This window comes from Caulobacter sp. GW821-FHT09B08 (assembly GCF_059418225.1).
The window spans coordinates 382,864-397,567 of record NZ_JBWKPL010000003.1; the positions used below are offsets into that span (position 1 = coordinate 382,864).

12 protein-coding genes are annotated in these 14,704 nt (G+C 68.8%); 3 read left to right on the forward strand and 9 right to left on the reverse strand.

What is annotated here, in order from left to right; all coding sequences use genetic code 11:
- Positions 1–2,295, reverse strand: coding sequence for a TonB-dependent receptor (locus AC07OA_RS12455; protein ID WP_494664123.1), 2,295 nt, complete (start codon positions 2,293–2,295; stop codon positions 1–3).
- Positions 2,296–2,643: 348 nt separating this feature from the next.
- On the opposite strand from AC07OA_RS12455, the gene AC07OA_RS12460 reads away from it, so the two are divergent.
- Positions 2,644–3,963, forward strand: coding sequence for a spinster family MFS transporter (locus tag AC07OA_RS12460; RefSeq protein ID WP_494664124.1), 1,320 nt, complete (start codon positions 2,644–2,646; stop codon positions 3,961–3,963).
- Between the two features lie 98 nt (positions 3,964–4,061).
- Here the strand turns inward: AC07OA_RS12460 and AC07OA_RS12465 are convergent, their stop codons facing one another.
- The 3 genes from AC07OA_RS12465 to AC07OA_RS12475 form a co-directional block, all read right to left on the reverse strand.
- A complete protein-coding gene (locus tag AC07OA_RS12465; RefSeq protein WP_494664125.1) occupies positions 4,062–6,251 on the reverse strand; it encodes a TonB-dependent receptor in 2,190 nt (729 codons plus the stop codon).
- A 152-nt stretch (positions 6,252–6,403) separates the two neighbouring features.
- Entirely contained in the window at positions 6,404–7,762 is a 1,359-nt protein-coding gene (locus AC07OA_RS12470) for a sensor histidine kinase (RefSeq protein ID WP_494664126.1), read from the reverse strand.
- Positions 7,763–7,787: 25 nt separating this feature from the next.
- Positions 7,788–8,468: a response regulator transcription factor gene (locus AC07OA_RS12475; protein WP_494664127.1), complete on the reverse strand. Its 681-nt coding sequence runs from the start codon at positions 8,466–8,468 to the stop codon at positions 7,788–7,790.
- A gap of 165 nt (positions 8,469–8,633) precedes the next feature.
- On the opposite strand from AC07OA_RS12475, the gene AC07OA_RS12480 reads away from it, so the two are divergent.
- Positions 8,634–9,161 carry a hypothetical protein gene (locus AC07OA_RS12480; protein WP_494664128.1) on the forward strand — a complete coding sequence of 176 codons (528 nt, stop codon included), beginning with the start codon at positions 8,634–8,636 and terminating at the stop codon, positions 9,159–9,161.
- Here the strand turns inward: AC07OA_RS12480 and AC07OA_RS12485 are convergent.
- From AC07OA_RS12485 to AC07OA_RS12505, 5 genes are read right to left on the reverse strand one after another with little or no spacing between them, the layout of a single operon-like run.
- The gene (locus AC07OA_RS12485) at positions 9,158–9,943 is read right to left on the reverse strand and encodes an SDR family oxidoreductase (RefSeq protein WP_494664129.1); all 786 of its coding nucleotides are present in this window, start codon (positions 9,941–9,943) and stop codon (positions 9,158–9,160) included. The genes AC07OA_RS12480 and AC07OA_RS12485 overlap by 4 nt on opposite strands.
- 12 nt (positions 9,944–9,955) lie before the next feature.
- A complete protein-coding gene (locus AC07OA_RS12490; RefSeq protein ID WP_494664130.1) occupies positions 9,956–10,774 on the reverse strand; it encodes an NAD(P)-dependent oxidoreductase in 819 nt (272 codons plus the stop codon).
- A gap of 4 nt (positions 10,775–10,778) precedes the next feature.
- Positions 10,779–11,537: an SDR family NAD(P)-dependent oxidoreductase gene (locus AC07OA_RS12495; protein ID WP_494664131.1), complete on the reverse strand. Its 759-nt coding sequence runs from the start codon at positions 11,535–11,537 to the stop codon at positions 10,779–10,781.
- A 10-nt stretch (positions 11,538–11,547) separates the two neighbouring features.
- The gene (locus tag AC07OA_RS12500; RefSeq protein ID WP_494664132.1) at positions 11,548–12,330 is read right to left on the reverse strand and encodes a carboxymuconolactone decarboxylase family protein; all 783 of its coding nucleotides are present in this window, start codon (positions 12,328–12,330) and stop codon (positions 11,548–11,550) included.
- A 14-nt stretch (positions 12,331–12,344) separates the two neighbouring features.
- A complete protein-coding gene (locus tag AC07OA_RS12505; protein WP_494664133.1) occupies positions 12,345–13,817 on the reverse strand; it encodes an aldehyde dehydrogenase family protein in 1,473 nt (490 codons plus the stop codon).
- A 185-nt stretch (positions 13,818–14,002) separates the two neighbouring features.
- Between AC07OA_RS12505 and AC07OA_RS12510 the strand changes: the two genes are divergently transcribed.
- A complete protein-coding gene (locus tag AC07OA_RS12510) occupies positions 14,003–14,701 on the forward strand; it encodes an FCD domain-containing protein (RefSeq protein ID WP_494664134.1) in 699 nt (232 codons plus the stop codon).
- The last annotated feature ends 3 nt before the right edge of the window (positions 14,702–14,704 follow it).

Below are 14,704 nucleotides of genomic sequence, written 5' to 3' on the forward strand. Positions count from 1 at the left end.
CTAGAAGCTGGCCTTCAGGTTCAGGCCGACCGTGCGGGGACGCAGCGGCAGGCCTTGGCTGATGAACAGTACCGACGGCTTCTGGATCAGCTTGTTCTCGTCCAGCAGGTTCTTGGCGAACAGCGATAGCTCCACGCGATCGAAGCTGACGCCCAGGCCGGCGTCGACCAGGTCGTATTCGGGACGCAGATAGTCGGTGTTGGTCTTCGAATAGGAGCCGTAGCTCTTGCCGGTGTGCGACCAGTTCAGGCTGGCGAAGCCGTTCACCCGGTCGGTCAGCGGCCGCTGGTAGTCCAGGCCCAGGCTGAAGGTGTTTTCCGGCACGCCGAGCAGGTGTGAGCCGTCGACCGCCCCGGTGCCCGTCGCCGCGTCGGTGATCTTGGCGTCGGTGACCGCCCCCGAAGCGCTGAGCGTCAGGTTGTTGGTCAGCATGGCGCGCAGCTCGATCTCGCCGCCCTGGCTGCGGGCGTTGCCGGCGTTGGCCGTGGTCACCGAACCGCAGCTGGACAGGCGCAGCGACTGCTGGATGTTCTTCCAGTCGATGTAGAAGGCCGAGGCGTTCAGCGTCACCCGGCCGCCGAACAGCCGGCTCTTGGCGCCGCCTTCGTAGCTCCACAGCGAGTCCGCGCCGTAGTTCTTGACGTTGGTCAGGCCCAGGGCCGCGACGTCGGCGGCGCAGAACGAGGTCAGGGCGTTGTTCTGGCCGCCCAGGCGGAAGCCCTTGGCGGCGCTGGCATAGACCGAGACGTCGCGATTGACCTCGTAGTTCAGGGCGAACTTGGGGGTCAGGGGGCTGGACTTGGTCTTGGCGGTGTCGGTGGCGGGCGCGCCGTCGGCCAGCCAGCCGCCCTCCTCCAGGCGGTACTTGCTGGTCGCCGACACCTGGCGCACGCCGACCGTGGCCTTCAGCTTGTCGGTGATCTTGTAGGAGCCCTCGGCGAACACCGCCGCCTGCTTGTTGCGGCGGGTGGAGTTGAAATAGCCGATCAGGCCGTCCGGCGTGGCGTAGCCCAGGGCGTCTTCCGAGGTCGTGCCGTAGACGTCGGCGATCGCCTGCGTCAGGCCCAGAACGTATTCATGGTCGAGGCTGGTGACCTTCTGGGTCGAGAAATAGGCGCCGACCTGCCACTCGTAGCGCTTGCCGGACTCCGCCAGCGACGGCGAGGCCAGGCGGAATTCCTGGCTCCAGGTGGCGACCGCGTCCTTGTTGGACATCACGCCGGGCAGGGCCGCGATGGCCTCGTAGTCGTCGCCGTAGTCGGGGTCGAGCACGCCGGCCACGTAGTCGCTGTCATAGATCGTGCCGTCGAACTGGCGGTCGAACTTGCGATAGGCATAGCCGGTGATCGAGCTGAAGTTCAGGCCTTCGAAGCCCTTCTCGATCGTCAGGCTGGGCACGAACAGCGTGTCTTCGCTGGGCTCGCGCACCGTCCGGTTCTCCTGGAAGCCCGGCAGGCGGGGCTTGGTGATGCCGGTGTCGTCGGCGGCGGTCTGCTGCCACAGCACCATGGGCGTGATCTTCAGGTCGTCGGTCGGCTCCCACAGCAGGGTGGCGCGCACCGCCGTGGTGCGCTCGGCGTCGACGTTCTTGTTGTCGACGACGCCGGCGGGCGTGACGTGATCGATGAAGCCGTTGGTGTAGTCGCGCTGGACCGCCACGCGCAGGGCGGCCGTCTCGCCGATCGGCAGGTTGACCACGCCGCCCAGCTGATAGTTGGCGCCGCCGCCCTTGGTGGTCGAACCCTCGGCCTCGACGCCGCCCTCATAGGTGTTCAGGCGCGGAGCCTGGGTGATGAAGCGCATGGTGCCGCCCAGCGAGCTGTCGCCGTAGAGCGTGCCTTGGGGGCCACGCAGCACCTCCACATGGTCCAGGTCGAACAGGCGCGGCAGGGTGACGCCGGTGAAGAACTGGTTGGGGATCGTCAGCGAGACGTCGTTCAGATAGACGCCAACCGTGGCCGAGCCCTGCGACGAGCTGATGCCGCGCAGGGTGATGCGCGAAAGGCCGCTGCTGCCGGTGTTGGTGAACGACAGCCCCGGCACCGTGCGGGCCAGGTCGCCGTAGTTGGCGATATGCTGCTTTTCCAGTTGGTCGCCCGACAGCACGCTGATGCTGAGCGGCACGTCGCGGAGGTTTTCCGAACGCTTCTGCGCGGTGACCACCACCTCGGGCACCATGTCCGCATCCTGGGCCAGGGCCAGGCCCGGCAGGAAGGGCGTCGACAGAGCCGCGCCCAGCAGGGCCAGTTTGAGGCCGCGTCCCCGCCGACGCGGCGTCGTGAACTTCGATTGCATCAGAGTATCCCCTTGTAAGTTCAGCCGACGACGGCTTGCGCCCTACGTTGAGGGTGATGGCGGATGCGGTTCGCCGCGTTCATGGGAGGGAACGGGCGGCCCTGTCTCGCTCAAGCCGGTCTGGAAGGCGAGGATTTGGCAGGATCCGTCCACCGAGAATGCCGCGATGCACAATCATAGTTGCGGGAATTCCGAAGTGTCGTGGCCAAGCTTGCGAAGGCGCCGCGCCGACCCGAGCCCAGGCGGGGCCCTTCGTTACGCCACGCGCGAAGCATAGTTGCGCAGATCGCCATCTTCCCGAGACGAGCGGCGTGCTTTGTCCAAGGCTCACGCTCTTACGGATTGAAGATGGCCCAACCCGCGTCGCTCGGCACGCCCGCCCCCGCTCCGGCTCCGGCTCCGGCCCCGGCATCGTCCGACAAGGTCGCCGCGCGAGCCTGGATCGTCCTGGTGATGCTGGTCTGCGTCTATACCTTCAGCTGGATCGACCGCTTCCTGCTGATCATCCTGATCGACCCGATCAGCAAGGACCTGAAGGTCTCCAACACCGAGATCGGCCTGCTGACGGGGTTCGGCACCTCCCTGCTCTATTCCCTGGCCGGCTTCCCCATCGCCCGCCTGGCCGACAAGGGCTCGCGCAAGGTGATCATCACCAGCGCCATCGGGGCCTGGAGCGCCCTGACCGTGCTGAGCGGGTTCGTGAGCAACTTCTTCGGCCTGGCCCTGGCGCGCTTCGGCATCGCCATCTCGTCGGCGGGCTGCTCGCCGGCCGCCTATTCCCTGATCTCCGACTACTTCCCCCAGGCCCGGCGCGGCGCGGCGATCGCCATCTACAGCCTGGGCATCTCGATCGGCATGTGGGCCGGCCTGACCTTCGGCGGCCTGCTGGAGGACCATTTCGGCTGGCGCAGCGCCTTCCTGATGGTCGGCTTCCCCGGCATGGCCATGGCCGCCCTGTTCTTCCTGGTGGTGCGCGAGCCCAAGCGCGGGGCCTATGACGGCGAAGCGGCCGATACCGACCGGCACTATTCGCTCAAGCAGGCCGCCGGCCACATCCTGGGCCATCCCTGCTTCATGCTGATCGCCCTGGGCTTCGGACTGACCTCGGCCTCGGCCAGCGCCTTCGAGAACTGGGTGCCGACCTACATGATCCGCGTCCAGCACATGAGCTCGACGGACGTCGGCTCGATCAGCGGCCTGTTCCAGGGCGTGACGGGCTTTGTCGGCACCTTGATCTTCGGCTTCGCCGCAGACCGCCTGGGGGCGCGCGACGTGCGCTGGTACCTGTGGCTGCCGATCGTCGGCTTCTGCGTCATGGCGCCGTCGACGATCCTGTTCTTCCACGCGCCCGGGAACTGGGCCTATCTCTGCTACTTCATGACCGAGCTGGCGGGATCGGCCTTCTCGGCTCCGCTGTTCGCCGCCGGCCAGATGCTGCTGCCGCCGCGCCTGCGGGCCGTGGGCATGGCCAGCATGCTGTTCGTGCTCAACGTGGTGGGCATGGGGGCGGGACCGTTCCTGACCGGCTGGCTCAGCGACCTCTTCGTCGGCGGCGGCGCGGCCGAGGGCCTGGCCCCGTCCATCACCGTCATGCAGCTGTCAGGGCTCTGCGGCATGGGCTGTCTGATCCTGGCTTCGCTGCGCTTGAAACGCGCCACCGCCGGCTAAGCCCGAAACAGGTGAACTTGAACGCGAAACCCCCGCGCGTCGGGCGACGCGCGGGGGTCCTGTTCGCTGGGCGCGGAGACTAGCGCCCCGCCGGATCCCTAGAAGCGGGCGTTCAGGCCGACCCGCACCGCGCGGGGCGAGCCGGGCGAGATGTTGTTGTTGCTGTCGGCGTACAGGAAGTAGTGCTCGTCGAGCAGGTTCTCGACGTTCAGCTGCAGGTCGAAACGCGGGTTGATCTTGTAGTAGAGCGCCCCGTCCACCCGGGTGTAGCCCGACAAGGCCACCGTGTTGTCGGTGGCGGCGAAGCGCTTGCCCATGCTGGTCACGCCCAGGGCCCCGCCGAAGGTCTTGGTCGGGTCGTAGCGCAGCCAGATCGCGCCGGCGTTTTCCGGAACGTGGTTGACGCGGTTGCCGGCCTTGACCGTTGCCGACTGGGAATCCAGGAACTTGGCGCTGGTGTAGGTGTAGGAGGCCACCACGCTCAGTTGGCTGGTGATCTCGCCCTGGGCGCTCAGCTCCAGGCCCTTGGAGCGCTGGCGACCGATCGGAATGGTCGGCGAAGCGGCGTTGTTGGGATCGCTGAGCGCCAGCACGTTGTCGCGATCAAGTTGGAAGATCGCGCCGGAGACGTTGAAGGTCGGCAGGATGTCCCATTTCACGCCCAGCTCGTAGTTCTCGTACTTCTCCGGATCCAGGCTCTGGTTGGAGAGGTTGAGCGCGGACAGCTGGTCGCCGCCGCGCGGCAGGTAGCTCTTGGAATACGAGGCGTAGATCGAGGTCCGCGCATCCGGCTTGAAGATGGCTCCGACCCGAGGCGACCACAGATTGTCGGTCGCGCTGAAGTCACGCTGGGCGGTGGGAGCCAGGAACGGGTTCCGGTTGGTGACGTCGGTCTTGTAGTGCTCGTAGCGAACGCCGGCGACGATCTGGAACTGGGGCGACAGCTCGATCTGGTCCTGGACGTAGCCCGCGGCCAGTTTGGCGGTGCTGAAGTTGTGGCCGCTGGTGGCCGCCTCGCGCCACAGGATGTCAGGCCGGTTGATCCGGGTGTTGCTCAGCGGCGCGAAGATCGTCTGCACGCCGGTGGGGTTGGTCGTCGTGGGGAAATAGCCCTCGGTGCGCAGGTTGCTGGTGGTCTGACGGCCGAACTCGGCGCCGACCAGCACGGTGTGCTCGACCCCGCCCGTGGCGAACTTCGCATTGAAGTCGGTCTGGTTGATCAGGTTCCGACGCTTGGCGCCGTTGTTGTAGGCGCTGATCGCCACGATGGAGCCCGGGGCGTAGACGCCGGCCGGAAGGCCCGCCGGGTTGGTCTGGGCCGTGGTGTTGACCGCGCCCGGGAAGACGTTCTGGTAGAAGCGGTCGTAGTAGGCGTAGCGGGTGCGGTTACGGATCGACATCGTGTCGCTGAACCGGTGCTCGACGAAGACCGTGCCGGCGCTGGAATCGATCCAGTTGGGGCTCTGGGCCGGATCGCCGAAGAACTGGCTGCGCGGCGTGTCCAGCGGCTTGCCCTGGTAGGACGAGACGCCCCGGTCGCCGATGCGCTTGTCATGGAAACGCTCGTAGCCGACCGTGACGGTGGTGTCCGGATCGACCTTGAACGTGGCGGTCGGGTTGAAGCCCCAGCGCTTGTTCCAGACGCCGTCGCGGAAGCTGCCGCTGTCCTGCCAGACGCCCGCCCCGCGCAGCGAGATCGTGTCGCTGACCGGCGCGCCCAGATCGACCTGGGCGCGGTAGTGGTCGTAGCTGCCCACTTCGAAGCGGGCGCTGCGGTGATCCTCGCCGTCGGCGACCTTGGTCACGCGATTGATCAGGCCGCCGGTGATGCCGCGACCGAAGATCATGGCGTTGGGGCCTTTGAACACCTCCAGACGCTCGATGTTGTAGAGGTCGCGATAGCTCTGGGTGTCGTCGCGCACGCCGTCGACGAAGAAGCTGGCGGTCGTGGAATTGCCGCGGAAGCTCAGGGTGTCGCGGTTGTTCTCGCCCTGCGAGGCGAACACGCCCGGCACGTAGCGGACGGCGTCGCCGATGCCGTTGGCGGCCTGGTCTTCGATCTGCTTGACCGACACGACGGTCACCGCCTGCGGCACGTCGATCAGCGCCGTCGGCGTCTTGGTGGCCGAGGTGATGGCGTTGGTCTTGTAGGAGGTCTGGCCGGTGACGGTGACGCCGCTGACTTCGGTCGAGGTCTGGGCCAGGACGGGCGTGGCCAGCAGGACGGCGCCCGAGGCAATCAGGATCGCGCGCAGCCGCGCACCGTGTGAGAGACGAGAATTGAGCATGGAGAGCACCCCAGAGATTGCCGCATTATTTGCGAACGACTTTCATTCGCGGCTATTAGCGCCGGGGCGGGCTTGGTCCAGTTCAAAACGTCTAGGTTGGGAATTTGTATAGTTTCCGCAACCTTACGGGAATGTTCGCGACTTCCAGGAGGTCAGCCCGGGGCCTCTATCGTCGGCAGGTCGATGACGAAGATCAGGCCCCGCGGCGAAGGCTCCACGACGACCGCGCCGTCGTGCGCCTTGACGATCGCCGCGACGATGCTGAGCCCCAGGCCATGACCCGGCGACGAGCGGGCCGGATCCAGGCGCACGAAGCGCTCGAAGATCCGCTCCCGCGCGCCGGCCGCCACGCCGGGGCCGTCGTCGCGGAAGACCAGCGCGAGGCGGTCGCCGGCCTGTCTCAGCGTGATGTCGATCGTTGTGGCCCCTTGAGCGTGGGTCAGGCTGTTGTCGAGCAGGTTGGCCAGGGCGCGCTGCAGCAGGCGCCGATCCCCCTTCAGCCAGACCGGCGCGAGGTTCGACCGTAGCGCCAGCCCCGCGGCCTCCAGGGCCGGACCATAGGCCTCGGCGAGTTCGCCGATCGCCTCGTCCAGGGCGACGGCCGCGAAACGTTCGCGCACCGCGTGGCCCTCGATCTCCGACAACGCCAATATGCCCGTTATCAGGTCCTGCAAGGCCTCGACCTCGCCGATGGCGACATGCAGGCCTTGTCGGCGCGCAGACGCGGTCCTGGCCGCCTCCAGCTCTTCCAGGCGCGAGCGCAGGCGGCCTAGCGGCGTGCGCAGGTCGTGGGCGATGTCGCCCGAGACCTGTCGAAGGTTGTCCATGAGGGCGCCGATGCGATCGAGCATGCGGTTGAGCACCTGGGCCAGCCGGTCGAACTCGTCGTCCGCCCCCTCCAGCGTCATGCGCCGGGAGAGATCGCCGGCCATGATCATCTCCGCCGAGGCCTTGATCGCGTCCAGGCGGCGCTGGACGATCCGCCCGAAGCCGACCGCGGCCAGCACGCCGATCACCAGCACCAGGCCGAAATTGACCAGGAACAGCTTCAGCAACGACAGGTCCATCTGGGCCAGGCCGGTGCGGTCTGCGGCCACCACCAGACGTCCGCCGCCGGGCAGGGCCTGGTTCATGGCCTGGGCGATGCCCACCGTGCCGTCGGGCCGGGCGAAGCGCACGAACTCGCTCCAGCCGGGCGGCGGCGGCGCCCCCGCGAACCGGCCCGCCACGCGCCGCCCCTGGCCGTCGAGCACGATGTAGCCCATACCGGCGTCGACCTCGGACTTGTCGGCGAGATAGCCGATGGCCGGCGACGGAGCGTGGTCACGGGTGCGGACGGCGCGGACCATCGCCGCCAGGCCGTCGTGCTGGTGGATATCCGTCAGCGAGCGGATTTCGAGTTCAATACGACGATCCAGCTGCCGCTCGATCTCCTCGTGAACCAGGCTGTAGGTCAGCAGACCCACCAGGATATTGAGGACGCCCGAGACGGCCGCGACGATCGCCACCATGCCGCGAAGGGTTCGCGGTCCACGCTTAACCGCCATCGTCTTCCATCATGTAGCCCGCGCCCCGCACGGTTCGAATGGCGCTCCTGGCGAACCCCTGGTTCAGCTTGCCCCTCAGCCGGCTCATATGGGTTTCGACGATGTTGGTCTTGGGATCGAAGCCGAAGTTCCACACGCGATCCAGCAGCATGGTGCGGGTCACGACCCGGCCGGGATTGCGCAGCAGCTGCTCCAGCAGCGAGAACTCGCGGGGCTGCAGGTCCACCGGACGCCCGCCGCGCCGCACCTCGCGCCGCAGCAGGTTCATCTCCACGTCGCCGACCCGCAGCACCGACGGCGTGTCCCCGACCGGACCGCGCCGTCCCAGGGCGGTCACGCGCGCCGCCAGTTCGGCGAAGGCGAAGGGTTTGACCAGATAGTCGTCGGCGCCGGCCTCCAGCCCGTCGACCCGGTCGACGATCTGCGACATGGCGGTCAGCAGCAGGGCCGGCGTGGTCTTGCCGATGGCCCTCAGCGAACGCAGCACCGACAGGCCGTCTAGCCCCGGCGTCATGCGGTCGAGAATGAGCACGTCGTATTCGCCGGCGCCGATCTTCAGCATCGCCGCGCGCCCGTCGGCCTCGGTCTCGACGTGATGGCCTTTTTCACGAAGACCCCGCGCGATGTAGGCGGAGGTCTCGGCGTCGTCTTCCAGCAGGAACAGGTTCACCGGCCGGCTCTCGCCGCGCCTAGGACAACTGCTCGAATTACCGCGATATTGGCCCGATTATACAATTTCCCAACCTTGCGCGCGGTCCGTCGACAGGACGCATCCTGACGCTATCCGTTTCGTGACGCGAATTCCTCGCATTATCACGAGCGCTCGAAACCTGCCATGTCCGGCCCGTTCCTCACCGCCAGATCGTCGCGCCGCCGACCGGTCCGCCCACGTCGGATGCCGGGGACGGCGTACGGCGCGGAACCGGCCGCGCCTCACGATCCGCGCCAGGCGATCCGTCCCACGGTCCTCCAGCAATGCGCGGCGCGCGGCGTCCGGCTCACGGAAAACCGCCGCAGGCTGTTGGCGGTCTTCGACGAGATCGGATCGCCGATCGTCGTCGAGGAAGTCTGGATGAGAAGCCGGGAGCTAGGGCTGGACACCACCCGCTCGACCCTCTTTCGGCTGGCCGCCGACCTGGTGAAGTCCGGCGTCCTGGAATCGGTCGGTCCGGAGACCAGACGCGACCGGTACGCCACGCCCTTGTCGGTGCCGATCGAGATCGTCTCTCCAGGCCTGGAGACGCCGCGACGCGTGCATTCGCCGGCCTTGGGCGAGTTGCTGGTGGAGGCCCTCGCCGGACTCGACGAACCACTGGCGGGACGCCGGATCGTCATCTCCGTGGTCGATGAGACACTGGGCTAGGGCCGCAGCACCCAGCCGCCGTCGACGTGCAGCGTCTGGCCCGTGATCCAGGCGCCCGCGTCCGAGCACAGCAGCAGCAGGGCGCCGACCAGTTCGTCCGGTTCGCCTTGCGCCCGGCTGGCGACGGTCATGTTGAGGAACTGCAGGAACGGGGAATCGTCGGGCACCAGCTGCTTGCCGGCGTCGGACTTGACGTTGCCCGGGGCGATGGCGTTGGCGGTGATGCCCTCCTTGCCCAGGCTCTTGGCCAGGGTGGTCGTCAGCCCCACCAGGGCCAGCTTGCCGATCCCGTAGATGCCGATCGCCGGGAAGGCCCCGCCGGAGGTCTGGTTGACGATGCGCCCACCGCCCCGCTCGCGCATGGCCGGGATCGCGGCCTGGGAGCAGATCAGGGCTCCGGTCAAATTGACGTTCAGCGTGCGGTTCCAGTCCTCCAGCGGGACGGTGGCGATGTTCTGGTGGCCCAGCTCGGCCATCAGGGCGGCGTTGTTGACCAGGATGTCGACGCCGCCAAACGCGGACCTGGCGGCTTCGACCATGGCCTGGGCCGAGGCCGGGTCGGTGATGTCGACACGCACGCCCAGCGCCCTGCCCCCGGCCGCGAGGATCTCGTCGGCCACCGCCTTGGCGCCGGCCTCGTTGATGTCGGCCACGACCACCGCCGCCCCGGCCTGGGCCAGGCCCAGAGCGTAGGCCCGGCCGATGGAATTGCCGCGCCCGCCGGCCCCGGTCACGATCGCGACCTTGCCGTCCAGGCGGAACTGATCGATCGAAAACGTCATGGCTCTTGCTCCTCAGAGATCTTGACCGGTGGCCGCCGCCAGGAAGCCGGAGGCGGCGTCGCGCAGCGTCTTCATGCCGGGATGGCCCGGCAGGACCGCCTCCAGCAGCTTCACGTCCTTGACCAGCAGCGGCGCGCCGTGGGCGAAGGCCTGGGGGCTGGGCAGACGCGCATAGACCTCCAGGCCGAAGCTGCGTCCGCTACTGGCCTTGATCAGTTCGGCCAGGGCCTTGCGGTCCACGCCCTGGGCCTCGCCCGCCGCCAGGGCCGCGTGGGCCAGACCCATATTGGCGGCCATCAGGGCGTTGTTGACGATCTTGGCGCGCTGGCCCGAGCCCGCCGGGCCCAGGTGCACGACCGCGCCGGCGAAGCTGTCGAACACGGGCTGGGCCAGGGCGAAGGCCTCGTCGGAGCCGCCGCACATCACGGTCAGGGTCCCCGCCGCCGCGGCCGGACCGCCGCCGCTGACGGGCGCGTCGAGGAAGTGGATGCCACGCGCCGCGCAGCGCTGGGCCAAGGCCTCGCAGGTCTCCGGCAGGACGGTGGCGTGGATCACCAGCACCGAGCCCGAGCGCAAGGCCGGGATCAGGGCGTCGCACACCGCCGCCACGCCCGCGTCGTCGACCACGCAGACGCCGACCACGTCGCAGGCCGCGCTCAGTTCGGCGACCGAGCCGGCGGCGACGGCGCCCTGGGCGACGAACGGCTCCAGCGCCTCGGGCCGGCGAGCCCAGACGGTGAGCGGATGGCCGGCGGCGCGGATGCGCTCGGCCATCGGGCCGCCCTGGCTGCCCAGGCCGATGAAGCCGACCTTGATGGGGGTGACAGTCATGCGATCAGCCCGCCGTGATGCCGGCGTCGAGATTGATGCAGGCTCCGTGGAAGCCGCGCCCGGCGTCCGAGGCCAAGAGCAGGATCGTCTCGGCCACGTCGTCGACCTCGACCACGCCGCGCACGGGCGAGAACCGCTTGATCAGTTCGATGTCGCAGTTCTCGGGCGGGCGGAAGTTGACGGCGATGTTGGTGATCATGCCGCCCGGCGCCACGGCGTTGATGCGGATGGGCTGCTTGATGAACTCCATCGCCATGGCCTTGGTCATGCCCACCAGGCCCCACTTGCTGGCGCAGTAGGCCGCGGCGTAGGCCTCGCCGATGAACGCCGCCGACGAGGCCACGTTGACGATGGCCCCCTTGCTTTCCAGCAGGTGCGGGATCGCGGCCTGCGACAGCAGGAAGGGCGCGGCCAGGTTCACGTCCAGGGTCCGCTGGAACTGGTCCAGCGGCATCTGGGCCGTGTTGGCCAGGTAGATCAGGCCCGCCACGTTGCACAGCGCGTCCAGCCGCCCGAACCGCGCCACGGCCGCCTCGACCGCCGCCGCGCAGGCGGCCGGCTGGGACAGATCGGCGGGATGGACCAGCACCTCGACCGCGGCGCCGTCCAGCAGGGCCCGGGTCTCGGCCAGGCCTTTCTCGTCCAGGTCGACCAGGCACAGGTGCGCGCCCGCCCCGGCCAGCTTCAGCGCCGTGGCCCGGCCCAGGCCCGAGGCGGCCCCGGTCACCAGTGCGACCCGGCCGGTCATGTCCTTGCTGCTCATCGCTCTTTCCTCACCCGTTCCACGGGAGGCCGGCCGCGACCTTCCGGGACATCTCGAAGACCACGCTCTGGATGAACGACGCCTTGGGCCAGCCGGCGTGAACGCCGTACTGCAGGACGAATTCCTGCATCTCGTCGGGCGCGCAGTTGCCGCTGGCCATGGCCGCGTGGATATGACTCTTGATCGGGATCTCGGCGCTGGACTCGCAGACGCCCACCAGGGTGATCCACCGCCGCGCGCGCTGGTCCAGGCCCGGCCGCAGCCACATCTCGCCGAACACGAAGTTGCGGATCGCCTCCAGATAGGGCGAGGCCGGCGGGCCGCCGGGGAAGGTCATGACGTTGACGAACTCCGCCGCCCCCTCCTCGCTGCGCACGGCCGGATCCCAGGCCTGCGCGCGGATCGGCGGACAGGCGGCGTCCGGCAGGTCCAGGGCGTCGGCCACGCGGGTGACCGCCACCTCCAGCGCCCCGCCCTTGGTCCAGCCGCCGTAAACCGACAGGTGTAGGGCCGCCTCGCGCAGTTCGGCCAGGTCGAGCGCACCGGTCGTCAGCGCGCCGCGCACATAGCCGTCCAGATGGCCGCCCGCGTCGTTCGCCATCGCCGCCCCGGCCAAGGCGATCAGGAACCGTGCCCGCCGGTCCAGGCCCGGGCGCGACCAGACCTCGGCGAACACGAAGTCGCGCCAGCTTTCCGCATAGGGCGTGGTCGGCGCCGGCCAGGCGGCGCCGGTGACCTCGACGGCGACGGCGTCTCCGCGCGCGCTGCGCTCGGCGGGATGCAACAGGGTCATGGTCGGGCCTCGCTTCAGGGCTGGAGATTGACCCAGACGTTCTTGACCTGCTGGAACTCGCGCAGGCCCTCGACGCCGCCCAGCCGGCCGTGGCCGGAGTGCTTCATGCCGCCGAACGGCACGCAGGGGGTCATGGCCTCGCCCGAGCCGTTCACCTGGATCTGCCCCGCCTGCATCCGGCCCGCCACGCGGTGGGCGCGGGCGAGGTTGGTGGTGTGGACATAGGCGCCCAGGCCGTAGTCGCTGTCGTTGGCCAGGGCGACGGCCTCGTCCTCGCTGTCGAAGGGCGTGACCACCAAGACCGGGCCGAAGACCTCGTTACGGGCGATCTCGCTGGCGGGATCGACATCGGCCAGCACCGTGATCGGCAGGAAGTAGCCCTCGCCGTGATCGCCGCCCAACCGGCCGCCGCCGGTCACCAGACGCCCGCCGGCCGCGACGCCGCGATCGACCAGGCCCGAGATGCGGTTCAGCGAGGTCTCGGAGATCACCGGCCCCATGATGGTGTCCGGCGCGAAGGGGTCGCCGACCTTCACGTGCCCGGCCATGGCCGCCAGCATCTGGAGGTAGGGCTCGTAGACCGACCGCTCAACCAGCAGGCGGGTGCCGTTGACGCAGCCCTGGCCGTTGGCGCTGACCGCGCCCGAAAGCCCCCGCTTTGCGGCGGCCTGAAGGTCGGCGTCGGCGAAGACCAGCACCGCCGACTTGCCGCCCAGCTCCAGCCCGACCGGCTTGAGGCTGGCGGCGGCGTTGACCAGGATCTTGCGGGCCGTGGCGCCGCTGCCGACGAACTCGATCTTGTCGATGCCGGGATGGGCGACCATGGCCTCGCCGACGTCCGCGCCGCCGGTGACCAGATTGACCACGCCCGGCGGGAAGCCGGCCTGCTGGATCGACTCGACGAGTCGCATCACGCTGTAGGGCGCGAGATCGGGCGCCTTGACGACGATGCAGTTGCCGGCTGCCAGGGCCGGCGCCAGCACCATGGTCGCGGCGAACAGCGGGCCGTTCCAGGGCACGATCGCGCCGACGACGCCATAGGGCTCATAGGACACGTAGTCATGCGCGGGACCGCCCCAGGTGGCGATGGTGCGGCCTTCGATCTTGTCGGCCCAGCCGCCGAAATAACGGAACTTCTGGGCCGCGTCGTAGGACATGTGCGGGCCGGCCAGCACGATCGAGCCGTTCTCGGCCGTCAGCACCGGGGCCATCTCCTGGGCCTGGGCTTCCAGCAGGGCCGCCAGCTTGAACATCAGGTCGCGGCGCTTGTCGCCAGGCATGGCGCGCCAGGCCGGGAAGGCGGCGCGCGCGGTCGCCACCGCGCGGTCGACGTCCGCCGGACCGGCCATGCGCAGCTCGCGCGTGACCGTCGCCGTGCCCGGATAAATATGTGCGTGGAATTCGCCGCCGCCCCGCTCCTCGAACGCGTCGCCGATGATGACCGGATAGCGCGGCAGCATGTCCGCGACGGGCTTCTGGAACGTCATTTCCCGCTCGCCTCCTGCGTCCCGGTTGCGTTCAAGCCGACGCCTTACCCGGAGACTTCCCTTCGATGCCGGATCATAAATATGCATATTAATCGGGAGTCAATCGGCGAATCGGTGTCGATCTGCGGAAATTTTCAATATATCTATGCGTTGAATTATCCCGTTCGGATGGAAGGAGACGCGGCGTGAGCGGCGAGACCCAGCGACGCAACCTGGTGGGAAGGACCGCCGACCGCCTGCGCGACATGGTCTTCGCGGCCGAGCCGGACAGCCTGATCGGCTCGCTGCAGGACCTGGCCAAGGCGCTGGAGGTCGGCATCGTCACCCTGCAGCAGGCGGCGCGGGTGCTGGAGCACGAGGGTCTGCTGGACGCCCGCCGCGGGCCGGGCGGCGGCTACTACGGTCGACGCCCCGACGCCGCGGCCCTGGAGCGCTCGATCGCGGCCTATCTGCGGTCGAACCCGACCTCGTTCGAGGAGGCGCTGAACATCACCTCGCTGCTGTTCAACGAACTGGTGCCGGCGGCGGCGGCCTGTTCGGACGAGGCCCTGCGGGGGGAGCTGGAGCGGTTGCTCCCGCGCCTGGAGGCCTGCCGCACCGCCGCCGACTGCGGGGACTTCGAAAGCGACTTCCAGGACCTGCTGTTCCGGATGGTCGACTGGCCGCTGTTCAAGCTGCTGACCGACGTCACCCTGCGGGTCGGGGTGACCAAGGCGGGGCGGCTGCTGCGCGACGGCGACCAGGCCGTCGCCGACTGGCGCGAGGGCCGTCGGCGCATCGTCGCGGCGATCCTGCGGGGCGACCGCGAGCTGGCGCGCTTCGAGGCCGACCGCAGCAACCGCCGCGTGGTGTTGCAGGGTATCGCGAACTACGCGGGGTCGTAGACC

Excerpts from the sequence above, each read along its gene's own strand:
- AC07OA_RS12455 (WP_494664123.1), bottom strand. The coding sequence starts at position 2,295 with ATGCAATCGAAGTTCACGACGCCGCGTCGGCGGGGACGCGGCCTCAAA.
- AC07OA_RS12460 (WP_494664124.1), top strand. The coding sequence starts at position 2,644 with ATGGCCCAACCCGCGTCGCTCGGCACGCCCGCCCCCGCTCCGGCTCCG.
- AC07OA_RS12465 (WP_494664125.1), bottom strand. The coding sequence starts at position 6,251 with ATGCTCAATTCTCGTCTCTCACACGGTGCGCGGCTGCGCGCGATCCTG.
- AC07OA_RS12470 (WP_494664126.1), bottom strand. The coding sequence starts at position 7,762 with ATGGTGGCGATCGTCGCGGCCGTCTCGGGCGTCCTCAATATCCTGGTG.
- AC07OA_RS12480 (WP_494664128.1), top strand. The coding sequence starts at position 8,634 with ATGTCCGGCCCGTTCCTCACCGCCAGATCGTCGCGCCGCCGACCGGTC.
- AC07OA_RS12485 (WP_494664129.1), bottom strand. The coding sequence starts at position 9,943 with ATGACGTTTTCGATCGATCAGTTCCGCCTGGACGGCAAGGTCGCGATC.
- AC07OA_RS12490 (WP_494664130.1), bottom strand. The coding sequence starts at position 10,774 with ATGACTGTCACCCCCATCAAGGTCGGCTTCATCGGCCTGGGCAGCCAG.
- AC07OA_RS12495 (WP_494664131.1), bottom strand. The coding sequence starts at position 11,537 with ATGAGCAGCAAGGACATGACCGGCCGGGTCGCACTGGTGACCGGGGCC.
- AC07OA_RS12500 (WP_494664132.1), bottom strand. The coding sequence starts at position 12,330 with ATGACCCTGTTGCATCCCGCCGAGCGCAGCGCGCGCGGAGACGCCGTC.
- AC07OA_RS12505 (WP_494664133.1), bottom strand. The coding sequence starts at position 13,817 with ATGACGTTCCAGAAGCCCGTCGCGGACATGCTGCCGCGCTATCCGGTC.